Consider the following 24,714-nt stretch of genomic DNA (forward strand, 5'->3'; position numbering starts at 1 on the left):
ATGTAGACAAAAGGCTGTGACCAATGAAATTGTCATTCATTCTGGTCACAGCCTTTTTCTAAATGATTAGCTATTACTATTTTATTTTTGCCTGAATTCTTGGCTTCATATAAAGCTGTATCCGCACGTTTAAATAAAGCTTGCGGATGATCTTCCTGTTCTGTATTCCAATAGGAAATACCACACGAAACCGTTACTTGTGGATTCGTTTCTTCTTCAACTTTTCTTCTAATTCTTTCTGCAATAGTCATCCCTATTTCAAGATCCACATTAGGTAAATAAATTGCTAGCTCTTCTCCACCCCATCTTGCTCCTATATCAGTCGAGCGGATGTTATGAATAATAGCATTTGAAACTTGAATAAGGATTTCATCGCCCACTTGATGACCGTACGTATCATTGATTGACTTAAAATTATCAATATCTAACAATAAGAAAGTTCCTTTTTCCTTATACTTCATAGATTCCGTTAATTTCTCATCCAAGTAATTACGTGAATACAACTTCGTTAAATGATCCGTTACAACCATTCTTTCCAATTCTTCTCGTAAAATCGAATTTGTAAATGCTAAAGTTGAATGATGAATCAACGATTGCAATAGTTTAAACATTTCAAAAGAAAATTGGTACGGTTCACTGTGGATAACTAAAGCAAATCCTTTAATAACACCACTTTGAATCATAGGAACTGCCATAACAGAACGATATTTCAAACAATCTGGATCACCTAATTGTAAATCCCCTAAAAAAATCGCTTCCTTTTCTTTATCGATTTTTTCTTTAATAAATTGGATATAAACGGATGATAGCTCAAGATTAAAGAATGACGAACTACCATGTAATACTTTTACTTCATTATCTGCCGTATACATAACAAAGCCAATTTCCTCAGCATTAAACGATTTCCTGATCTGATCACGCATATAACCCATCGTCTCACTTAAACGCAAGTTAGAGTTCAAGTTATGAGAAGTCTCATTGATGAGTTGTAAATCCGCAATTAGTCTTTTGGATTGCTGATATAATTGAGCATTTTCGATGGCACTCCCAGCCGTATAAGCCAGTAAAGTGATGAATTCTACTTCACTTCTTGGAAATACTAGTGTGTTAGGGGAAATAACTTGCAATACTCCATAAACACCTTGTCTACCCTTCAAAGGTGCATATAGCAAAAAACTCCTCTCAACAAGGGAATCTTCTAATTGAATAGTTCCTGTTACATAAGCTTGCATCGCCACAATATTATCGTTGTCATCCTCTAAATCTTTTATTGGTAAATCATCATGGTGATTATTGTCATGAGATAATAATAAGAAGTATGTAAATAATGGGTATACCTCCTGAAGAGTGTATATAATTTCTCTTAAAACATCATCCATATTCATAGATGAATGGAATTTTTCAGTTACCCGAAATAATTGTTTATATCGTTTTTCTTCTGCTACGATTTTTAAAATATTAGAGGCTACTTGAATTATATTTGTACACTCTTTAGAAAGAGCTTTATGGAATGTAGGATCCTGAAGTGATGATTCATTATTTTCTTTCTGTTTAACAGCCATGATACCAATCAAGCTATCATCTTTTGTTAGAGGTAAAATCAATTGATATCTTTCAAGACCTTGAATTGGATGACATTGATAATTAAAGTCCTTTTCCTTTAATTGATCCATTACTTCATTAAGCATAATTCCTAATACTTCATCATATTTATGAAATCCATTATCTGTTGTCGCCTCTAAGAATAATTGTTTTTTCCATTGATTATGTCTATAAAAAGCGACTTCTTCCGCTCCTAAAAAATCTTTCACTTGAATTAAAAGTTCTTTAATAATTTGATCATAGTGGATTTTATCTCCATCTATCTCTAAACACTTAAAAAAAGCACTTTTTAATTCAGTTAGCCATTGAGTTCTTTGAAATTCCATCTCCATCATCCCTATTTTGTGTTGCAATTTCACACTCACCTTGTCATTAAATAATCTTGATTATGTCATGTAATTGTAATTATACCTTTTTTTAATCATAATTACTTAAAATAATTATGTCTATTCCGTATCATTTGGTTATTTTTACCTAATACTCTGAACAAAAGAGATTTTTCATCAGTTAGTTATACCCATGATGAAATCAAGTACAAAACTACAATTGTCATTTAAAAAGTTGACTTATCTTATGTAACATTATATAATGGCACTTGTGTAAAATAAGTGGCTTGTGCAAACAGATTGTGAGCTCATTTTATTCCTCAATAAAGAGGTGTATCTTGTAACTCTTAGGCTGCTAGGGCGAGGATACATGAAAATAAAATGAACATAATCACCGTTTCACTACGTTTTTATTTTACAAAATAAAAACAAAAGAGGAGGAGTCATTCATGGCTCGTTATACAGGTCCAAGCTGGAAATTATCCCGTCGTCTTGGTATTTCATTATCTGGTACAGGTAAGGAGTTAGAAAAACGCCCTTACGCTCCTGGACAACATGGTCCAAACCAACGCAAAAAATTAACTGAATATGGTCTTCAGTTACAAGAAAAACAAAAACTTCGTCATATGTATGGAGTTAACGAACGTCAATTCCGTACTATTTTTGATAGAGCGGCTAAAATGAAACATGGTATCCTTGGTGAAAACTTCATGGCATTACTTGAGTCTCGTCTAGATAACCTTGTTTACCGTCTTGGTATGGCACGTACTCGTCGTCAAGCTCGTCAATTAGTTAACCACGGTCACATTCTTGTTGATGGAAAACGCGTTGATATTCCTTCATACAAAGTATTACCTGGTCAAACTATCTCAGTTCGTGAAAAATCACGTAACCTTGACATCATCAAAGAAGCAATCGAAGTAAACAACTTTACTCCTGATTTCGTAACTTTTGATGCTGACAAATTAGAAGGTACTTTCACTCGTTTACCAGAACGTTCTGAAATGCCAGCTGAAATTAACGAAGCGCTTATCGTTGAGTGGTACTCTCGTTAGTCTCTTGAAAAAACCATCCGTATATACGGATGGTTTTTTTATTTTGTCTAAAACTGTTTTCACAAACTTCTTTCCCCTATAAACAAGTAGTAAATATCGATCAAGTTGTGTTCTGCTTTAACGTTATTATACTAGTTTTATCTACGAACTTATTTAAATAATAAAAACTGCACCTCCAATTGTTAGTTGTGTCTAACAATTGGGGTGCAGTTCACAACTTACGAAACAGCTTTACCCTTATTAATAGTGAATTAATGTGTATTTTTTCTTACCGCGTCGGATAATCGTAAATTGACCTTCTACTCGATCATCAGCAGAAAGTACATATTGTACATCAGTCACTTTATCCCCGTTGATACTAATTGCACCATTTGAAATATCTTCTCTTGCTTGACGCTTAGATGGTGAAATTTTAGCATTCACTAATACTTCAACAAGACCCATTTCGGCATCTTCTTCTTGCTTAAACGATGGTACATCTTTAAAACCTTGCTTTATTTCAGAAGCCGTTAGACTTTTAATATCCCCACTAAATAAAGCCTGTGTAATATTGATTGCCGTATCAAGAGCAGCTTGACCATGCACTAAGCGAGTCATTTCTTCCGCTAACGCTTTTTGAGCTTTTCTTAAATGAGGTTCTGTTTGAACAGACTCTTCAAGTGCTTCAATTTCTTCTTTTGTTAGGAAAGTAAAGATTTTTAAGTATTTCACAACGTCTTGGTCTGCTGTGTTAATCCAGAACTGGTAGAACTCATAAGGAGATGTTTTTTCAGCATCTAACCAAACTGCACCACTTTCCGTTTTACCGAATTTTGTTCCATCTGACTTAGTCACTAGAGGAATTGTAAATCCAAAAGCTTTTGATCCTTCACCTTGAACTTTACGAATCATCTCAAGACCCGTTGTAATATTTCCCCATTGATCGCTACCACCAATTTGCACTTTACAATTATGGTGTTGATATAAGTGATTAAAGTCAATTGCTTGCAGAATCGTATAAGTGAATTCAGTAAATGAAATTCCTGCTTCAAGTCTGGATGAAACGATGTCTTTAGATAACATATAGTTAATACCAATATGTTTACCAAAATCACGTAAGAATGTAATCATATCTAAAGAAGCAATCCAGTCATGATTATTCACCATGATCGCTCCATTGTCTCCGTCAAAATTAAAAATTCTTTCCATCTGTTTCTTTAAACATTCAACATTATGTTGAATGGTTTCAATTGATTGCAATTGGCGTTCTTGTTTTTTCCCGCTTGGATCTCCAATCATTCCAGTTGCTCCACCAACAAGTATAATCGGTTTATGTCCATGCTGTTGAAAACGACGTAATGTCAAGAAAGGTAATAAATGACCAATATGCATACTATCAGCTGTTGGGTCAACTCCACAATATAATGCAGTGCTCTCCTTCGCCAACTGATCTTTTAAGCCTTCTTCATCTGTTTGTTGATAAATAATGCCTCTCCACTGTAAATCTTGTAGTAAATCCATACACTTATACCTCCTATAAAAATAAAGTAAAACTTCCTTCAGTGGATGATTCCTCTTCACTGAAAGTTAGTTGAATCAATCGGATTCTGTCCGTCATTTGATGACCCACTTGCTTAGTTTCTTATTGAAGTGAACATTTTAATAGCGATAAATACAAAAACGCCCCTTCATAGAATGAAGGGGCGAAATAATCGCGGTACCACCCAACTTGAGGATTTAAAACAACACATCCTCCGCTCGACAAAGATAACGGTTAAAACCGTTTGTTACTACTAACTGTCCATACAGCGTTCCCAACAAATGCTCAAGGTAGTAATTCATGACCCTATTTATACTGATTTGCACCAACCATCAGCTCTCTAAAATAGTGATAGAGTCACTACTGACACCCGTCATAGCAACATTATTAAAATTAAAGAATAAAGCTTACTGTATTCTATCCTAGTGAAAATAAAAAGTCAATCTAAAACAAGCTAACTTTTACTTAAATAGCTAATAAAACAAGTAGGACTAAATACCCTTTTGGAAAATATTACATATAATATTTAGAAAAAAAACACTTTGCCAATCTTATTAACACCCTGATTATGATATAATAAATTCTGAATTTCAGGGGGTTGAAAAAATGAATGAAAAGAAAAGGCCCAATAATTTAATAGATTTTTTCAAACGACTACCAAGCTCAAAAAATAAGCGTTATTTTCGTATTACTTATCAAGTCATTTGGAATCTAATTCTATTATTTTTTGTTGTAGGTACTATCGGTGCAGCTTTTGCTGGCGGAGTAGGTGCAGGTTATTTTGCATCGCTTGTTAAAAACGAACCAATCCGTTCAAAAGAAGCACTATCAAAAGACATTTATAACTACGAAGAAACCTCGCAAATATATTTTGCTAATGATGTATTTCTAGGTAATCTCCGTACAGATTTAGAACGAGAAGAAGTGCCTCTCGAAAAAATGTCTCAATATTTAAAAGATGCCATTGTTGCAACTGAAGATGAATATTTTTATAAACACGATGGAGTCGTGCCAAAAGCGATTTTCCGTGCGCTGTTTCAAGAAATGACCAATTCGGCTGTTCAATCTGGTGGAAGTACATTAACACAACAGTTAATCAAACAGCAAGTGTTAACAAATGAGGTATCCTTTGAGAGAAAAGCAAAAGAAATACTATTGGCTCTTCGAATTGAAACTTTTTTTGAAAAAGATGATATTTTAGAAGCCTATTTAAATATTTCACCTTTTGGAAGAAATTCCTCGGGTAGAAATATAGCCGGTGTCCAAGCAGCAGCTCAAGGTATTTTTGGGGTAGATGCCGATAAATTAAATCTTGCACAATCAGCTTATATAGCTGGTTTACCTCAAAGTCCTTTTGGTTATACTCCTTTTACAAACAAAGGAGAAGTGAAAGAAAATCTTGAACCTGGATTAAAACGCCAAAAAGTCGTTCTATCACGTATGTTCGCTGAAGGATTTATTACTGAGAAAGAATACAATGAAGCACTCGCTTACGATGTTACAAAGCATTTCGCACCTGCAAAAACACGCGCGTATGAAAAATATCCTTGGTTAACAACTGAGGTTGAACAACGTTCCATTGAAATTATTGCCAATTATTTAGCTAAACAAGAAGGACATACTGAAAAAGATTTAGAAAAAGATAAACAGTTAAGATTGCAGTATCAAAATTTAGCTGATAAAGCCATTCGACAAAACGGATATAAAATTCATACAACGATTAATAAACAGATGTATGATAATATGCAACAAGCAACGAAAAACTATCCATATTTTGGTTATGACAAAAAACAAAAAGTAATTGATCCTGAAACGAAAGAAGTAAAATATGTATATGAGCAAGTAGAAACGGGTGCTATGCTAATTGAGAATTCAACAGGTAAAATTCTTAGCTTCGTAGGCGGAAGAAATTTCGAAAAGTCCGAAACGAACCATGCCACTTCTTCAAGAAGACCTAACGGATCCACTATGAAACCTTTAGTTGTATATGCACCAGCTATTGAATTAGGAAAATTAGCACCAGGTTCATTGGCACTTGATGCACCAATGCGAATTGGTAGCTATGAACCTAAAAACTATGGTTTAAATTACAGTGGTCTTACGTCAGCACGTAACGCTTTGAAAAAATCACTAAATATACCTGCACTTAAATTTTATATGGATATTATTAACCAAGACCCTGTAAAATATCTCGAAAAGATGGGCATTAAAAACTTAACTGAAGAGGATCATCAAATCCCTTCTATGGCACTGGGACCACATGAGGTGACAGTTGAGGAAAACGTAAATGCTTATGCAACTTTTGCTAATGGTGGTAACTTCGTTGATGCCTACATGATTGAAAAAATCGAAACCAAAAAAGGCGAAGTCATCTACCAACATAAGAGCACGCCAGTTAAAGTTTTCTCACCACAAACATCATACTTAACTTTAGATATGATGAGAGATGTCATTTCAAGTGGAACGGCAGCCTCTTTGAACAATCGTTTGAACTTCCGTTCTGATTTTGCAGGTAAAACCGGAACTGGACAAGACTATAAAGATGCTTGGTTCGTGGCTTCCAATCCAAATATTACATTTGGTGTTTGGACGGGTTATGATACACCTAAATCATTAAAAATAAATTCTGGACTAACTTATAGTCAACGTAATATCTATTTATGGGCAGATCTATTAAATTCCGCTTATAAAGTAGATCCAAATTTAATTGGTACTAAAAAACGATTCCAAAATCCAGGCGGTCTTGTAACACGAAATTATGCATCACTATTAAATTTACCAAGTGACCTTGCTGCTAAAGCCGGTATCGGACCAGATTTATACCCAGCTAATTTCAATATGATGCTAGTTGACGGAGCCACTTCAAGTGGAAGATTCGTTACAATTGGTGACAAACGATATCTTGCTCTGCCTTCAACACCAGCTGAGTTCGTTGAAACAGGTGCCATTTTGTCCGATGCTTTCCTTGATATGATTGCTGGTAAATATATATTAAAAGGATATTTATCTTCTGAGCTAGGAGGATTATCGTCTGGAGCAGCAACAATGAACGACAACGGTCGTGCACCTGGTGCAGTTACAGTAAGTGTCAATGGATCAACCATTTCTTGGAATAGACATGTTGATGGAGATGTAATCGGTTATCGAGTTTATAAGGATAATGCGAAAGTAGCAACAATTAAAGCTGGACAATCCTTATCATTTAGTGGTGGAAATGGATCCTATATTGTTAAAGCGGTTGATATCGCAGGAAATGAATCTCCGGCTTCCAATGTTGTAACGATTGGAGCAAAAGAACCAGAGACTCCAACTACAGACCCTAAGCCGCCTAGTACAAATAAACCAACAACACCACCTGCTACTAAGCCTGATCCGAAGCCTGATCCAAATCCAAAACCAGATCCTAATCCAACTCCTGATCCCGAACCAGACCCAGATCCAGGTACGGATACTAGAATTGAAAGATGAATTAACATATTAAAAGAGGTGGTCATTATGACCACCTCTTTCATATTCTATATTTACTTTAAAGCACAAGCTTCATAATATTATTTCTATTAATCTTCTAATGTTGATAGGTCACCTGTAGGTAAATCTAGCTCCCAAGCTTTTAATACCCTTCTCATGATTTTTCCACTGCGAGTTTTTGGTAGTTTATCTTTAAACTCTATTTCCCTTGGTGCTGAATGAGCAGCTAAGCCTTGTCTAACAAATTGGCGAATTTCTTCAATCAACTCTTCTGATTCTTCGTAGCCATCCCTTAAAGCAATAAACGCTTTAATAATTTCTCCACGAACAGGATCTGGCTTACCAATAACCCCAGCTTCAGCCACAGCTGGATGCTCAACCAATTTACTCTCTACTTCAAACGGACCAACTCGCTCCCCTGCAGTCATAATAACATCATCAATTCTACCTTGGAACCAAAAATAACCGTCTTCATCCATATAAGCTGAATCACCAGAAACATACCAATCTCCAGGCATAAAATAGGATTCATACTTCTGTGGATTATTCCAAATTTGATTCATCATAGATGGCCAGCCCTTTTTAATAGCCAAATTTCCCATTCTATTTGGAGGTAGTACATTTCCTTGATCATCGACAATAGCTGCTTGTACACCTGGTATTGGTTTTCCCATTGAACCCGGCTTAATTTCCATGCAAGGATAATTACAAATTAATTGTGCACCTGTTTCCGTCATCCACCATGTATCGTGAATGCGTAAATTAAACACCTTCATTCCCCAACGAACCACTTCAGGGTTCAACGGTTCACCTACGCTCAAAATATGACGAAGACTACTTAAATCAAATCTTTTAACGACTTCATCCCCAGCTCCCATTAGCATTCTAAATGAAGTAGGCGCACTATACCATACACTAACACCGTAATCTTCAATTGTTTGGTACCATGTTTCAGGCTTAAATCTTCCTCCTACAACAACATTTGAAGCTCCATTTAACCAAGGACCAAAAATACCGTATGACGTTCCAGTTACCCAGCCTGGATCCGCTGTGCACCAATACACATCATCTTCTTTTAAGTCTAGTACCCATTGAGCGGTTTGATAATGCTGAATCATTGCATTATGTACATGTAAAACTCCTTTTGGTTTGCCTGTAGAACCAGAAGTATAATGAATTAATAATCCATCATTACGATCAACCCAAACAATATCTAGCTTCTTGCTTGCTTCACTAAAATATTTATTGTAATCGAGTATTTTTCCTTCTTCGGTTACACCTTCACCTACAACTAAAACATGTTTCAACGCTGGAAGTTCGTCAACTGGTATTCGGGGTAATAATTCTGGAGTTGTAATAATAACTTTGGCTTCACTATCATCTAGGCGATCCCGTACGGCTCCTTCCATGAAAGCTTCGAATAATGGTCCAACGATTGCACCTAATTTAATTGCACCTAATATGGCGAAATATAATTCTGGAGATCGTGGCATAAAGACAAATACACGATCGCCCTTCTCAACATTCGCTACTTTTTGTAAAACATTACCTGCTTTATTTGAGAGTTCTTTCATTTCTTTAAATGTATACTTCTCTTCTCTATCTGGATTTCGATAGTATAGAGCAACTTTGTTTTTTCGAACTCCTAAAGTATGGCGATCAATTGCTTCATAAGCCATATTTACTTTTCCAGTTTCATGCCAAGAAAAGTTCTGTTCAACTTCTGCCCAATTAAAATTATTCTGCATATCGTCGTAGCTTTTTAAATTGTAATCCCCTTGAATTACTGATAGCGCTTCTACTTTCATTCATCCATCTCCCCTTTTAGAAGTTTCAAATACTATTATATACCAAAAGTAAAATATTCTCAATTTTAAAAATATTTAACTATATTATTTAAAATTATTTATATTGTCAAAAATATACCGTATTTCAAATCATTACAAATAATATAATCATCATGTTAAAATAAAATTTTTAAAAATTCAAAATTAGTATTTCTTTTTATATTTTTATATGATTAATTTAGAAGAAGTACATGTTGAGGTGGTGAAAAAATGGAACATAAGAAAACTTATCATTCAAAAAAGTTAAATACTCCACTAGGTACTATTCTCATTGAGGGACCAATACTATCAGAAACTCTGGAAGAATACCCTTTTCATGAAGGTCTCGTTGCTTTTCGTCCTGCTGTACAGCAACAGAAAGCAATATTAGATATTTCTAAGTTACCAGAAGGAAGGATCATCATCGCTAGAAACGAAAGTCATATCATTGGTTATGTTACGTTCTTATACCCTGATCCTTTAGAAAGATGGTCAGAAGGTAACATGGAGGATCTTATTGAATTAGGTGCAGTCGAAGTCATTTCAGAATACCGAGGTTGCGGTGTAGGGCAGAATATGCTGAAAGTTGCGATGATGGATAACGCAATGGAAGACTATATTATAATAACAACTGAATATTATTGGCATTGGGACCTAAAGGGAACCGGTCTTAATGTTTGGGAATATAGAAAAGTCATGGAAAAAATGATGAATGCAGGTGGCTTAGAATACTTCGCAACTGATGATCCTGAAATATGTTCACATCCTGCTAATTGTTTAATGGCAAGAATTGGTGATAGAATTGAGCTAGACTCAATAGAAAAATTTGATCAATTACGTTTTATGAACCGCTATATGTACTAAATTTCAATTCTTTTTCATACGTGCAATGATTTAAGCTGGAATTCAATTGATAGGCAATTGTATAAAAGGGGATGTATCAATGTTAGTAGAAGATATTATGTGTAGAAAAATTGTCAGCCTAACCGAAAGAGATACGATACAGACTGCTATAGAAATTATGAGAAAGCACAAAATTCGTCACGTACCCATTGTGGATGACACAAATCACTTAATCGGACTAGTATCTAATCAAGATATTCGAGATGCTACACCATCCATTTTTCATAGCAATGACCAAGTAGATATTTTTCAAAAACCGCTTAGTACAATTATGCAGAAGGATGTACTTACTGGGCATCCCCTAGATTTTTTTGAGGATTTAGTTTCTGTGTTTTATGATAACAAAATTGATTGTTTACCTATTTTACAGGATGGAATATTAAAAGGAATTATTACTGAAACAGACTTATTGTATACATTTGTAGAACTTACAGGTGCGAATCAACCAGGCTCTCACATTCAAATTAAAGTCCCTAATAAGACAGGAATACTATATGAAATTTCTACTATTTTCAAAGAGAAAAGAGTGAATGTCCATAGTATTCTTGTTTATCCAAACAAAAATAATGAGCAAGAAAAAATATTGGTCATTCGAATTCAAACAATGAATCCACTTGCTGTAGTTTCTGAATTAAGAAAACATGGATATGAAGTATTATGGCCAAAGGGACTGGAGTTTCCATCATGAACAAGTCCGTTTTTGTCTATTCAGAAGAGCTTTTGCGCTATAAATTTAGTAATGATCATCCTTTTAATCAATTAAGACTAAGGATCACTCTGGATCTTTTACGAAAGTTAAATGCTATTCAAGATGTTGATATAGTTAAACCGAGAATGGCTACTGATGAAGAATTATGTCTTATACATGATCCATCATATATTGAAGCCGTCAAAAAAGCCGGACAAGGTTTATTAGAATCCGACTATGCAGAGAGCTTCGGTCTAGGAACAGAAGATACTCCTATGTTTCCTGGAATGCATGAAGCCAGCGCATTACTCGTTGGGGGTACATTAACAGCTGTTGATTACGTGATGTCTGGTCAAGCAAAGCATGCTTTAAATTTAGGTGGTGGACTTCATCATGGATTTAGAGGAAAAGCATCCGGTTTTTGTATATATAATGATAGTTCAGTAGCTATTAAGTATATCCAACAAAAATATAATGCTAGAGTACTATATGTCGATACAGATGCGCATCATGGAGATGGGGTACAATGGTCGTTCTATGACGATGAAAATGTCTGTACATTCTCTATTCATGAGACAGGTCGCTATTTATTTCCTGGAACAGGAAACATTAACGAAAGAGGACTTGGAAAAGGATACGGTTATTCTTTCAATATTCCAGTAGATGCTTTTACCGAGGACGATTCTTGGTTGGAAGCTTATGAAACCGCTTTTAGAGAAATTATCGAGTACTTTAAGCCTGATGTGATATTAACTCAAAATGGAGCAGACGCACACTATTTAGATCCACTTACTCATTTGTCTGCAACGATGAAAATTTTCGAAAAAATACCTAAGCTTGCCCATGACCTTGCACATCAGTATTGTGATGGCAAATGGATTGCCGTCGGAGGAGGAGGCTACGATATTTGGAGAGTAGTCCCACGCGCATGGTCAAGAATATGGTTAGAAATGACGAATTCATCTAACATTTGTGGAAACCTTCCAAAAGATTGGATAGAGACTTGGCAGGGGCAATCACCCGTAACATTACCCAAAACCTGGGAAGACCCCGATAATATGTACACTCCAATCCCTCGAAAACAGGAAATCACCGAGAAAAACTTACAAATGGTAGAAAAACTATTATACCCCATTAGATCAAACAAAAAATCAGTGCAAGAATTACAACACAATCAAATCGAGCCAAATAAGGACTGTAGCAGCCTCCAAAGTGATAAATAATCACTTTGGAAATGCCCTACATCATAAGTATGCTCAGCCGTCGCCATGCTTTTTGTTCAATCTTCACTTCTTCTTCGCAAAACATTTAACATTCTCATAAAAAAATACAGAGGTATGCTCTACTATTAGTAGAACAGACACTCTGTATTTTTTTATGGAAAATGCTGTGTTAAGTTCACCGTGCTAATGCTTCAATCCATACTTCCACAAGCTGGTACCTGTCTCAGACAGTAAAATTACAGCAATCCAGTAATTATTATATTTAAAAAACTAATGATCTTTTAGTTTTTTGTAGAATTACGTTCTTCAATTCGATGTGGTAAAATAACTGTTTGTTTTTCGACCATTTCTTTATTCATAAATTTCGTTAAAAGTCTCATCGCAACCGCTCCTATATCATATAGTGGTTGAACGACTGTAGTAATTTGTGGTCTTACCATCAGGGTTAATTTAGTATTATCAAAACTAATAACTTCAATATCTTCTGGTACTTTATAACCTTGATCTTGAGCCGCATGAACAACTCCAACTGCCATTTCATCCGCTCCAACTAAAACAGCAGTTGGTTTAGTATCAAGCTGACACAATTTCTCGATCGCTTCGATTCCAGAATCATACGAAAAATCACCTTCAACAACATATTCTTCTTTAAAAGCCATTCCATGTTCTTCAAGTGCTCGTTTATATCCTGCAATTTTTTTCTGATCAATTGGCTGAGCAAAACTTCCTACTACAAGCGCAATATTTTTATGCCCTCTTGTAATAAAACTACATACACTATCATACGCTGCTTCTTCATAATTAATATTAACTGATGAGATCGTACCAGTATCTTCTAATGAGCCTGCTAAAACAACAGGTACTGGAGACTTTTTAAATTCTTCCATATGCTCTTCTGTTATGTTTGCACCCATAAAAATTAACCCATCTACTTGCTTTCCAAGCATAGTATTAAATAAGTGTAACTCTTTATCTTTATTTTCATCTGAGTTACTTAGAATGACATTATAATTATACATTGTCGCAATATCTTCAATTCCTCTAGCAAGCTCTGCATAAAAGATATTAGAAATATCAGGAATGATTAACCCTACTGTCGTTGTTTTCTTACTAGCTAGTCCTCTTGCAACAGCGTTAGGGCGATATCCAAGACGCTCAATCACTTCTGTTACTTTTTTTCTAGTGGCAGGTTTCACATTTGGGTTTCCATTAACCACTCGCGAAACTGTAGCCATGGATACATTAGCTTCTCGAGCTACATCATAAATCGTTATATTATTCATTTAATTTTGGCACTCCTTCTAATTAAGTAATGGTCTATTCTCTATAAAAACTATATGTCAATATGATAGGTTTTGTTTTTAAGATAGATTCTTGTTCATAATTACACAAAAAAGTATATGGAAGCATTATAAAAAAACACTATTAATACTTTATATTACGACACAGTATACATTACTGCAATGTTGTTTTATAATTTTTTCCTTAAAAAACAATACTATGCTTATATATTACTATTATACATCGTTTTAACGATAGAAATTTCTATATTTTTAAATATTAATTTTTATATGTAGATTTTTTGAGGCCATCTTTTTCATAGAAAAGACGGCCTCACATTTAAGTTGTATGGAAATTATTCTTGTAGAGGAATGGGACTATATAGCATCGTTCTTTTTTTCATTGGATGGTTGATCATGTTGATATTCATTTTCCCAGAAATCTGCATTCTTAATTCCTAATGCTTTTGGGTTAAAAACTGGATCAAGTCCCTGCTTTTTTTGACGTTCATAATCTTTTAGTGCAATTAATGCTGGTTTCACAAGTATAAGGATAGCCAAAACGTTCAGCCATACCATTAAGCCTAAACCTGTATCTCCTAATGCCCAAGCAGCCTCAGCCGTTTTAACAGAGCCATAGAATGTTGCGCCAATAATAACAAACTTTAATACCAGCATAGCTAATCCATTCTTTTTGCCTCTTGTTAAATAGGCTACATTTGTCTCAGCAATGTAATAGTATGCCATAATAGTGGTAAACGCGAAGAAGAATAATGCAATCGCAACGAAGGCTGAACCGTATCCAGGAATAACTGTATCAATCGCAGATTGTGTGTAAGCAGGACCTGGTTCTACGTCCCCTACGTTTTGTACAATGTATGTTTCATCTGGTGCTTGCGTATTGTACATACCTGTAAATAATATGATAAATGCCGTAGCTGAACACACAAGTAATGTATCAATATAAACGGAAGCAGCTTGTACTAGGCCTTGCTTAACAGGGTGAGAAACCTCAGCAGCAGCTGCTGGATGTGCTCCTGTTCCTTGTCCTGCTTCATTCGAATAAATACCACGCTTAACACCCCAAGCGATGGCCATCCCTACAATTCCACCAAAAGCAGAATCTAAAGCAAAAGCACTTTTAAAAATCAGAGCAAATACAGCTGGGACTTCAGAAATATTCATCACGATAATAACGATTGATAATAGAATATAAGCCAATGCCATAAATGGAACAATTAGTTGAGCTACATGAGCAATCCTTTTTACCCCTCCAAAGATGATGAATGCTAATAAAGCTGCTACTAATATCCCTGTTATAGTAGGATTTACATCAAATGCATTATCTATCGAGCTAGCTATAGCATTCGATTGAACACCTGGCATTAAAATAGCCATGGCAATTAAAGCTGCAATCGCAAATAAATAGGCAAACCATTTGATTCCGATGCCTTTTTCAATGTAATAAGCCGGCCCACCTCGATATTGTCCATCCTGTTTTACCTTGTATATTTGAGCAAGCGTCGACTCAATAAATGCACTAGACGAGCCAATAAATGCAATAACCCACATCCAAAAAACAGCACCAGGTCCACCAAAAGCAATAGCTGTTGCTACCCCTGCAATATTCCCTGTTCCAACACGTCCTGCTAATGCAATGGATAACGCTTGAAAGGAGGAAACACCCGCATCTGAGCTCTTCCCTTTAAACATCAGTGTAAACATTTCTTTTATATGCCTTATTTGAAGAAAACGAGTTAATAACGAAAATAGCAATCCTACACCTAATATCGTATAAATAAAATATTTGTGCCACAAAATCTCATTCATGTGTACTGCAAAATTCTCCATCATATCTCTCCCATCTATTAATATAATTTTGAAATACATCATTCATATATCGCTATGAGCGTATAACTTTATGCTAAATCCACCCCTCCCTTTCGAAATTGATCCAAAACAAAACGACTTCCCCTTTACCTAATAATCCATTTTGTTTTACTTGATAAAATTGTTTTTCAAAAATATTTGAAAATACTAAATTATCAATATATTTATTATACATATATTTTGGCGATTGTCATGGTTTTTATGTAAGAAAAGTTCACATGGACCATTCTTCCTATAAAAAGAGGGTATCAAAACCAATGTTTTAGATACCCTTTTTCAAGCTTTTCTCTATTGGCTGTTTTCGATTTGTTGCCTATAACAAGTTAGGAATATATTCGTCCTTTATATGCTCATTTTATTCACTAAACTTGTTTAACATAACCATCTTTTAGAAAACAGCCTATCTATTTAACATTCCTTATCGTACTGTTACTTTTAACTGATTTTGAATTCCTTCCCAGAAAGCATCAAACTCTTTGAAATCCATTTGTTGAGCCGAGTCAGAAAGAGCTACACTTGGGTCTGGATGAACTTCTGCCATTACTCCGTCAGCTCCAATTGCCAATGCAGCTTTCGCGGCTGGAAGTAATAAATCTTTACGTCCAGTAGAATGAGTCACGTCAACAAGTACTGGTAAATGTGTTTCTTGTTTTAAAATCGGAACAGCTGTAATATCTAATGTATTTCTTGTCGCCTTTTCATAAGTACGAATTCCTCTTTCACATAAGATAATATTTCCGTTTCCTTGTGACATAATGTATTCAGCAGCATGAATAAATTCATCGATTGTTGCTGATAATCCACGTTTTAATAATACTGGTTTATCAACAGCACCTGCAGCTTTTAATAATTCGAAGTTTTGCATGTTACGGGCACCAATTTGAATGACATCGATATAATCGATAGCCGTTTCAATGTCTGCAGGATTTACAATTTCACTAATAACTGCCAGTCCGTATTCATCACCAATTCTTTTTAAAATTTTCATCCCTTCTAGTCCTAAACCTTGGAAATCATATGGAGATGTTCTTGGCTTATATGCGCCACCTCTAATAAATTTCAAACCTTTTCCTTGTATCACTTTTGCCACTTCTGCGACTTGTTCATAAGACTCAACAGCACATGGACCGAATACCATAGTAGGAGTTCCATTTCCTACTTTTTGACCTTTTATTGTAATAATAGTGTCTTCTGGTTTTTTCTTTCTTGAAACGAGTAACGCCTTTTTCTCTTCATCCTTTTGTAAGTCTAAACTCATTTTAAAGATTTCCTTAAAAATATGCTTAACCGTACTTTGTGAAAGTGGGCCTTTATGATATTCTTCAATTAAATCAAGCATTGCTCTTTCACGTAAAGGATCGTATTTATTTACACCTTGTTTCTCTTTCACACGTCCAATATCACGAACAACCTCTGCTCTCTCGTTAATAAGCTTTAATATAGATAGATTAATCTCATCTAATTTTTCCCGTAATTCCATTAACTCATTATTAGTCATTTATCCCATTCCTTTCGAAGAGTTGCTATTAAAGCCCGAATAATTATGCGAAAATTGAATAATTAGCTATCCCACCGCTTTAATGACACTATATTTTATGGTACATTTTAAAGTAATTAGGGATTATTATAAAGTAAATAGACATAATTGTCACGCAAAATATTTTTAGTACTTAAACGCTTTTAAGCGCTAAAGTATTTTTGTTTTGGTTGTTATCTAAAGGATCGTTATTTTTAATTATATTCTATAAAACATTATCCCTTAATGATAAGGCTAGTAATACTAGAAATTCTGTTTTGAAAATATATCTCTATTGTTCTGTTAAAAATCAACATATAGCACATATCTAATCAATACATATAAATAGAGAAGATGACAAAGAAGGTGTGTCGAATGCAAGAAAAATTATTTGCTTTAGATATAGGTACACGCTCTGTAGTAGGAATTATTATCGAAAAAAATGAAGATTCATTTCGTGTAACAGATATAACCTCAAAAGAGCATACTGAGAGAGCTATGCTCGATGGACAAATTCACGATGTTTTAGCTGTCTCAAAAGTTATTAAAGAAATAAAAACAGAAATGGAAAAACGACACGGTGAATTAAAAAATGTTAGTGTCGCAGCTGCAGGTAGAGCATTAAAAACAGAAAGAGCATTAGTTTCTGTAAATATTCAAGGTAAACCTATGATCAACAAAGATGATATTCTTCATCTTGAATTAAGTGCGGTGCAACAAGCCCAAATTCAAATTGCTGAAAAACACGCTTCTGACAAAACCTTTGATTACTATTGTGTAGGCTATTCCATACTCTATTATCGTTTAGATGGTACAGAAATTGGTAGCTTAATAGACCAAAATGGTGAGGAAGCTTCAGTGGAAATAATCGCTACTTTTTTACCTAAAGTTGTGGTGGAATCTCTAATTTCCGCTTTAAAACGGGCAGACTTAGAAATGCAAGCATTAACTTTAGAACCTATTGCTGCCATAAACGTTCTAATCCCTCAATCGATGAGACGTCTAAACGTAGCACTTATAGATATTGGTGCAGGTACATCTGATATAGCTATTACAGATACGGGTACTGTCATTGCCTATGGAATGGTCCCTGTAGCGGGTGATGAAATAACGGAAGCGATTAGCGATCAGCTATTACTTGACTTTCCTCTAGCAGAACAAGCAAAAAGACAGTTAAATAACCAAGAAAGCATAAAAGTTACAGATATACTAGGTTTTGAAGATGATGTCCCTTCTAGTGAAGTCATTGAAAAGATAAAACCTACACTGATTAAATTAGCTGAAAGCATTAGTTCAGAAATACTAAATCTTAATAATAATAAGCCTCCAAAAGCGGTTATGCTTGTTGGAGGAGGAAGTCTTACTCCACAACTTCCTAGTCTTATAGCCGAACAATTACAAATGACTTCTAATAGAGTTGCTGTAAGAGGCATTGACGCTATCCAAAACCTAACGATAGATACTGATGTTCAGCAAGGACCAGAGCTCGTTACACCAATTGGAATAGCGCTAGCTGCTCAAAAAAATCCTGTACATTATATTACAGTTAAGGTCAATGAAATGCCTGTACGTTTGTTTAATATGAAAAAACTAACTGTTGGAGATTGTTTATTAGCATCTGGAATTAAGGTGAATAAACTTTATGGAAAACCGGGAATGGCCAAAATGGTCAATGTAAATGGTCAAACGATTACAATTCCTGGTATTCATGGTCGTCCACCCATTCTTTTATTAAATAACCAACCTACCTCTATCGATGATACGATTAATGAAAACGATGAAATATTTGTTGAAAAAGGAAATGACGGCACCTCCTCGGATGTCCTCATAAAGGATTTATTAGATGATATTCCTAGAAAGACTGTTATCATTAATCAAACCAAATACGTAATTGAAGCAGTTATTAAAAAGAATGGTGTTGTTGTTAATAGTGAAGAAGTCGTTGATGATCGTGATGAACTTATTTGTAAACTTCCCGAAACAATTGAATCTCTTATAAAAGCTCTTAACTTACATCAATTACTTAATCAACTACAGCCGTTTACGATTTATTTAAATGATAAAGCTTATTCATTTAATAAATACTCAGGAAGAATAACGAAAAATGGTTTGGATGTGGCGCTTTCTTCTTCATTTGAAGATGGGGATATCATTCAGATTGAATCCTCCACTACACCAACGCTGGGTGATGTAGCTGATTCCCTTAACATTAAATTACATCATTCAATACCAGTATCATTTAACGGAAACATTGTTACATTATCTAAGAATGTAACGGAGTTTTATCGATATAAGCAACTATTACAAGAAAAAGATCCATTAAAATACGGTGAAAAATTAAAAATTGTACAAAACAAAGTAGAACCCTTTATATTTCAAGACTTATTTCGCTATGTAAATATTGATTTACCTAAGGTTGCTAATGGAAGATTTATCATTATAAAAAATAATAAAGAGGTTGGGTTCCATGAAGAACTAAATCCTGGGGATGATTTAAGAATCATGTGGCCTACTACTAGCAATAAAGCAAATCTGAACGCTTCAGCCCACAGAGAGAATTAATGAACAAACACAAAATAGGCTATCTAAAAAGTCTTTTCCAACACTTTTTAGATAGCCTTTCATTTTTGTCAACCTTGCTCTTCTTCTAACGCCTTTGATATCGATTCAACTGTTATGCGCCAATGAGATTCATGCCATGCTACATTTCCATTTTTAAAAATAATCATTTGAGGTGATTGATGCTTTACATGAAACTTTTCCGCTACAAATTGCGAAAGCTCTTGATCTTCTTGAACGATTAAATAAATAGCTGGTACCTCAGGGTGTTGATCATTAAAATGTTGATATTCTTTAAAGGCTTCAGCACTAATAGGACAAGTAGCGCTATGTTTAAATAACATAAATCTTTCTTTGTCCAAATATCCCTCTAACTGTTGTTCTGTAGAAATATGCTCTAATGCCAAAATTTATCATCCTTTCTTTTTTGAATGCACTCTTTGATACCATTTGTATAAACGGTGGAAATTCCTGGGATTCATGCAAGAACAGCAATAACATTCGAAAGCGTTAAAAAGATCCATTAAATCTCAACTGGTTTATAAAGCAATATTCCATTTGCTTAGCATCTAGAAAATAATCAATTCCTTATGCGATTATAAACAATTCCTGCTATATAAAGCTGAAGGGCGTCTAAAAAGTGATGAAATCACTTTTTAAACAGCCCCATTTAACAATCCAATTATTACTATAGTGTACCTTCAACTATTCTTTTATTCTCGTTTCAGCTTCTTGTAAAGCTTTTTCAGTTTCTTCAAGTATCGACTGAGCTTGATCTGAGCTAGTTTTACCTTCAACAGCCTCTTTAGTCGATTCAACTGTATTTGCTGGTTCTACTTCATTGTTATCATCATTATCTCTCTTTTTGATATTTTTCACATTTTCAATGATTGTAGATGTTTGCTTCGATACAGTATTAGTCAATGAACTTGTTTTCGCTTTTGCTGCTTCTGCAAATTCAGTTCCTTTTTCTTTAGCTACTTCTCTAATTTTTTCAGTTTTTTCAGCTACATTATGTTTAATTAAATCCTTTTTTTCCACTGCAGTATGTTTGATTTGATCTGTTTTCTCTGATAAATGTTTTGCTTTTTCATTAAGTTCACCGCGTAATTCTTTTCCTGATTTCGGAGCTAAGAAAAGAGCTGTTGCTGCTCCTACTATTCCACCAATTACAGCACCAATCATAAAACCTTTACAACTATTTGAACTATTGTCTATATTCGTTTTTGAACTCTCTCTTAAATAGTCTTTTTGATTATCATTAGTCATCATAATGGATCTCCTCACTTTTTATATTTTTCGAATTAGTTACGTGAGCGTACAAAACTCTTCTTATCAACTTGATCAGTTTTCTCAATTGTGTATGTAGGATTTACAGTAGTAGATGATTTCTTTTCAGCTCTTTTTCTTTGCCATAGATTACGTAATTCAAAAAAGGCATTTCCCCACTGAACAACTTGAGCAATCTTATCTTGATTCTGCTCCAATTCTTGTTCTACTTTCACTGATACTTTTTGTATAGATGTATTAAAATCTTGAATTGATGTACCTATACCTTTAACAGCATCAACAACTGTATTTAAGTTTTCGGATTTCTTTTGTAAATCCTCAGCCAAAGCATTTGTTTTATTCAATAATAACGTAGACTCCGTAGTTAATCCTTGCAACTGTTTTTCTAAACCAGTTAAAGTATGAGATACACTATCAAGTGTCACTTGCAATGATTTAAGCGTCTTCGTTAAATAGATAACTAAAATAAAAAATGCTATGGCAGCTAAAGCAGCACTTAGATACAAAATAATTTCCATATTTTAACACCTCCAAGGAAGATACTATTCAATAGTACCCTTTTTTATACATTATAAACTATTCATTAGCGAAAGCACCGAAAAAAATATTACTTCTTCATTATATTCGCAAAAGATATATTACTAAAAATTATAATAAAATTCGGGTACAATATAAAATAGAACTATGATAGTCGAAAGCTCAAATCAATTTCTTTATTAAGAAGAGTCTTCATACCAAAAGTACCATATCATACGTTCTTAATACAATGGAGGTTATAGATAATGAAAGATCCAAGAATTGATACATTGGCTAAAAATTTAATCAATTATTCGGTTAAACTTCAAAAAGGAGAAAAGGTTTTAATCGAAAATTTTGGTCTACAAAAAGACCTTGTTAAAGCTCTAGTAAGAGAAGCTTATGCAGCTGGTGGATATCCTTTTGTCTCTTTAAAAGATCATCAGGTTGATCGCTCCCTGTTATTAGGTGCACAAAAAGAGCAATATGAAATGATGGCAGCATTTGAAGCGAATGTCATGAAAGAAATGGATGCCTATATCGGACTTCGAGCTGGAGACAATATCAATGAATTTGCTGATGTTCCAGCTGATAAAATGAAAATCCAAGGAGATACAATTCAGAAAAAAGTACATAGTGAAATCCGTGTTCCTAAAACAAAATGGGTCGTTATGAGATACCCTACGAATTCTATGGCACAACTAGCTAAAACAAGTACTGAAGCTTTTGAAGATTTTTATTTTAATGTTTGCAACTTAGACTATAGTAAGATGAGTCAAGCAATGGATAGCTTGGTTGATTTAATGAATAAAACAGATAAAGTTCGCTTAACTGGACCTGGTACAGATTTAACATTCTCCATTAAAGATATACCTGCTATTAAATGTGCCGGAGAAATGAATATTCCAGATGGTGAGGTTTTCACTGCACCAGTAAAAAATTCAGTTAACGGTGTTATCTCATACAATACGCCTTCACCTTATCAAGGTTTCACTTTTGAAAATGTAAAACTAACTTTTAAAGATGGTAAAATCATTGAAGCAACAGCTAATGATACAGAACGAATTAACAAGGTATTTGATACTGATGAAGGTGCTCGTTTCGTTGGAGAATTTGCAATTGGAGTAAATCCTTATATTTTACATCCAATGCAAGATATCCTTTTTGATGAAAAAATCGATGGTAGCTTCCACTTTACTCCTGGTCAATGTTATGATGAAGCATTTAACGGTAATTCATCGAACATCCATTGGGATTTAGTAAATATTCAACGTCCTGATTACGGCGGAGGAGAAATATATTTTGATGATGTATTGATTCGTAAAGATGGACGCTTCGTCATTCCTGAGTTAGAATGTCTAAACCCTGAAAACTTAAAATAAAAATTCTGTAAGTGACGTAAAGTAACGTCAATAAAAAGAGGGTGTCCAAAAGTTAGATGGACACCCTCTTACATTTTATGTTACTTTCATACTTTTTCTCTTAACCAAAAATAACATAAAGCATAGGGGCTGTCTGAAAAGTGATGAAAAATCACCTTTCAGACAGCCCCTTTTTACTATTTGTACAGATTCTATTGATTTAAATAGTTTTCATATGATTTTTGGAATTTTTGTATATCTCCAGCACCCATAAACAAAATCACACTATTATTGTACTCTTTTAACGGTGAAGGATCTTCTTCTAAAAGTAGTTCACCATTTGGAATAATATCTAGCAGATCATTTATCGTCAATTTACCTTGGTGCTCCCTAACTGATCCAAATATATCACATAAGAACACTTTATCAGCTAAGTTAAGACTTTCGGCAAATTGATCTAGGAACTTTTGAGTTCTTGTAAAAGTATGTGGTTGGAATACTGCAATAATATTTCGATCTGGATACTTTTTTCTAGCTCCATCAATTGTTGCTTTAATTTCAGTTGGATGATGTGCATAGTCGTCCACTAAAATCTGTGTACCAATTACCTTTTCAGAAAATCTTCTTTTTACACCAGTAAAAGACAATAACTGTTGTTTTACAACTTCAGCATCAATTTCTTCGTATTTACATAGTGTGATAACAGCTAATGCATTTAACACGTTATGATTACCAAAAGTAGGAATTGTAAATGTTTCATAATAAGTATTTCTTACGAAAACATCAAAAGTTGTTCCTTCTTTTGATGTAGAAATATTACGCGCTTGGAAATCATTTTCTTCATTAAATCCATAAAAAATAACCGGAACTCGCGCTTGAATTTTTTGAAGCTCACGATCATCACCACAAGCGATAATTCCTTTATGAACTTGAAGTGCCATTTCCTGAAATGCTTGGAAAACATCGTCCAGACTTTCAAAATAATCCGGATGATCAAAATCAATATTTGTCATGATAGCATAGTCTGGATGATAGGATAAAAAGTGACGACGGTATTCACATGCTTCAAAAACGAAGAACTCCGAATCTTTTTCACCTTTACCAGTTCCATCTCCAATTAAGTAAGAAGTAGATTTAGCACCACTTATTACATGCGCTAATAAGCCGGTAGTTGATGTTTTTCCGTGAGCACCAGTAATTGCAACACTTGTATAGTTGTTAATAAATTCACCTAAAAATTTTGGATAGCGAATGATAGGTAGTCCTAGCTCAATCGCTTTCTGAATCTCTTCATGCGTATCAGGAAAGGCATTTCCTGCAATAATTGTCATATCACTCTTAATGTTATTCGCATCAAAAGGTAAAATAGGTATGCCAGCATTTTCTAATGCTATTTGAGTAAAAAAATCTTTTTCAATATCTGAACCTTGAACATTATATCCTTTATCATGAAGTATTTGTGCAAGTGCACTCATACCAGATCCTTTAATACCAACAAAATGGTAAACAGTCATACGGGAACCTCCAACAATCGTCTTACTGCAGTACAGCATATGACGTTATACATTTTTTAGCCAAACACTCAGTTTTAATTTCTAAAAAATGAGAGTAATTTATTCTATACTCCTAAAAAAATATTATAGCACAAATAAGTTTTTCATGCCAAACTCTCCATGGACTCGTTTCTACTAG

At 34.4% G+C, this 24,714-nt stretch carries 17 protein-coding genes and 1 other annotated feature; of the genes, 7 read left to right on the top strand and 10 right to left on the bottom strand.

What is annotated here, in order from left to right; genetic code table 11:
• Positions 1-32 precede the first annotated feature (32 nt).
• Entirely contained in the window at positions 33-1,928 is a 1,896-nt protein-coding gene (locus tag BN349_RS18795) for a sensor domain-containing diguanylate cyclase (RefSeq protein ID WP_026089388.1), read from the bottom strand.
• Between the two features lie 449 nt (positions 1,929-2,377).
• On the opposite strand from BN349_RS18795, the gene rpsD reads away from it, so the two are divergent.
• Positions 2,378-2,983, top strand: coding sequence for a 30S ribosomal protein S4 (rpsD, locus tag BN349_RS18800; RefSeq protein ID WP_019243891.1), 606 nt, complete (start codon positions 2,378-2,380; stop codon positions 2,981-2,983).
• Between the two features lie 240 nt (positions 2,984-3,223).
• Here rpsD and tyrS read toward each other — a convergent pair whose 3' ends face one another.
• A complete protein-coding gene (gene tyrS, locus BN349_RS18805; protein WP_019243892.1) occupies positions 3,224-4,483 on the bottom strand; it encodes a tyrosine--tRNA ligase in 1,260 nt (419 codons plus the stop codon).
• Between the two features lie 175 nt (positions 4,484-4,658).
• Positions 4,659-4,888: a binding site (T-box leader), on the bottom strand.
• A gap of 220 nt (positions 4,889-5,108) precedes the next feature.
• On the opposite strand from tyrS, the gene BN349_RS24340 reads away from it, so the two are divergent.
• On the top strand, positions 5,109-7,970 hold the full coding sequence (locus BN349_RS24340) for a transglycosylase domain-containing protein (protein ID WP_019243893.1): 2,862 nt from the start codon (positions 5,109-5,111) through the stop codon (positions 7,968-7,970).
• 89 nt (positions 7,971-8,059) lie between these two features.
• On the opposite strand, the gene acsA is transcribed toward BN349_RS24340, so the two are convergent.
• Positions 8,060-9,778, bottom strand: a complete 1,719-nt coding sequence (gene acsA / locus BN349_RS18815; RefSeq protein WP_019243894.1) for an acetate--CoA ligase — start codon at positions 9,776-9,778, stop codon at positions 8,060-8,062.
• A 249-nt stretch (positions 9,779-10,027) separates the two neighbouring features.
• On the opposite strand from acsA, the gene BN349_RS18820 reads away from it, so the two are divergent.
• From BN349_RS18820 to BN349_RS24345, 3 genes are all read left to right on the top strand, one after another.
• A complete protein-coding gene (locus BN349_RS18820) occupies positions 10,028-10,660 on the top strand; it encodes a GNAT family N-acetyltransferase (RefSeq protein WP_019243895.1) in 633 nt (210 codons plus the stop codon).
• A gap of 79 nt (positions 10,661-10,739) precedes the next feature.
• Entirely contained in the window at positions 10,740-11,387 is a 648-nt protein-coding gene (locus BN349_RS18825; RefSeq protein ID WP_019243896.1) for an acetoin utilization AcuB family protein, read from the top strand.
• Positions 11,384-12,610: an acetoin utilization protein AcuC gene (locus BN349_RS24345; protein ID WP_019243897.1), complete on the top strand. Its 1,227-nt coding sequence runs from the start codon at positions 11,384-11,386 to the stop codon at positions 12,608-12,610. The genes BN349_RS18825 and BN349_RS24345 overlap by 4 nt, the downstream gene beginning before the upstream one ends.
• A gap of 281 nt (positions 12,611-12,891) precedes the next feature.
• Here BN349_RS24345 and ccpA read toward each other — a convergent pair whose 3' ends face one another.
• The 3 genes from ccpA to BN349_RS18845 all read right to left on the bottom strand — a co-directional run bounded on the left by ccpA (position 12,892) and on the right by BN349_RS18845 (position 17,278).
• The gene (gene ccpA, locus BN349_RS18835; RefSeq protein ID WP_019243898.1) at positions 12,892-13,893 is read right to left on the bottom strand and encodes a catabolite control protein A; all 1,002 of its coding nucleotides are present in this window, start codon (positions 13,891-13,893) and stop codon (positions 12,892-12,894) included.
• Between the two features lie 375 nt (positions 13,894-14,268).
• Positions 14,269-15,741: an alanine/glycine:cation symporter family protein gene (locus BN349_RS18840; protein ID WP_019243899.1), complete on the bottom strand. Its 1,473-nt coding sequence runs from the start codon at positions 15,739-15,741 to the stop codon at positions 14,269-14,271.
• Positions 15,742-16,198: 457 nt separating this feature from the next.
• The gene (locus tag BN349_RS18845; RefSeq protein ID WP_019243900.1) at positions 16,199-17,278 is read right to left on the bottom strand and encodes a bifunctional 3-deoxy-7-phosphoheptulonate synthase/chorismate mutase; all 1,080 of its coding nucleotides are present in this window, start codon (positions 17,276-17,278) and stop codon (positions 16,199-16,201) included.
• Between the two features lie 393 nt (positions 17,279-17,671).
• On the opposite strand from BN349_RS18845, the gene BN349_RS18850 reads away from it, so the two are divergent.
• The gene (locus BN349_RS18850; protein ID WP_019243901.1) at positions 17,672-19,858 is read left to right on the top strand and encodes a cell division protein FtsA; all 2,187 of its coding nucleotides are present in this window, start codon (positions 17,672-17,674) and stop codon (positions 19,856-19,858) included.
• A gap of 68 nt (positions 19,859-19,926) precedes the next feature.
• Here the strand turns inward: BN349_RS18850 and ytxJ are convergent, their stop codons facing one another.
• From ytxJ to BN349_RS18865, 3 genes are all read right to left on the bottom strand, one after another.
• Complete coding sequence (ytxJ, locus tag BN349_RS18855) at positions 19,927-20,262, bottom strand: bacillithiol system redox-active protein YtxJ (protein WP_019243902.1); 336 nt, start codon at positions 20,260-20,262, stop codon at positions 19,927-19,929.
• Between the two features lie 298 nt (positions 20,263-20,560).
• Positions 20,561-21,127 (bottom strand): YtxH domain-containing protein, encoded by a 567-nt coding sequence (locus BN349_RS18860; RefSeq protein WP_019243903.1) that lies wholly within the window; start codon positions 21,125-21,127, stop codon positions 20,561-20,563.
• A 32-nt stretch (positions 21,128-21,159) separates the two neighbouring features.
• The gene (locus BN349_RS18865; protein ID WP_019243904.1) at positions 21,160-21,663 is read right to left on the bottom strand and encodes a DUF948 domain-containing protein; all 504 of its coding nucleotides are present in this window, start codon (positions 21,661-21,663) and stop codon (positions 21,160-21,162) included.
• 264 nt (positions 21,664-21,927) lie between these two features.
• On the opposite strand from BN349_RS18865, the gene BN349_RS18870 reads away from it, so the two are divergent.
• A complete protein-coding gene (locus BN349_RS18870; protein WP_019243905.1) occupies positions 21,928-23,043 on the top strand; it encodes an aminopeptidase in 1,116 nt (371 codons plus the stop codon).
• A 191-nt stretch (positions 23,044-23,234) separates the two neighbouring features.
• Here the strand turns inward: BN349_RS18870 and murC are convergent, their stop codons facing one another.
• Positions 23,235-24,536 (bottom strand): UDP-N-acetylmuramate--L-alanine ligase, encoded by a 1,302-nt coding sequence (gene murC, locus BN349_RS18875; protein WP_019243906.1) that lies wholly within the window; start codon positions 24,534-24,536, stop codon positions 23,235-23,237.
• Positions 24,537-24,714: the final 178 nt, after the last annotated feature.

The sequence above is a fragment of the Bacillus sp. AP8 genome (assembly GCF_000321185.1).
Classification (GTDB): domain Bacteria; phylum Bacillota; class Bacilli; order Bacillales; family DSM-1321; genus Bacillus_AD; species Bacillus_AD massilioanorexius.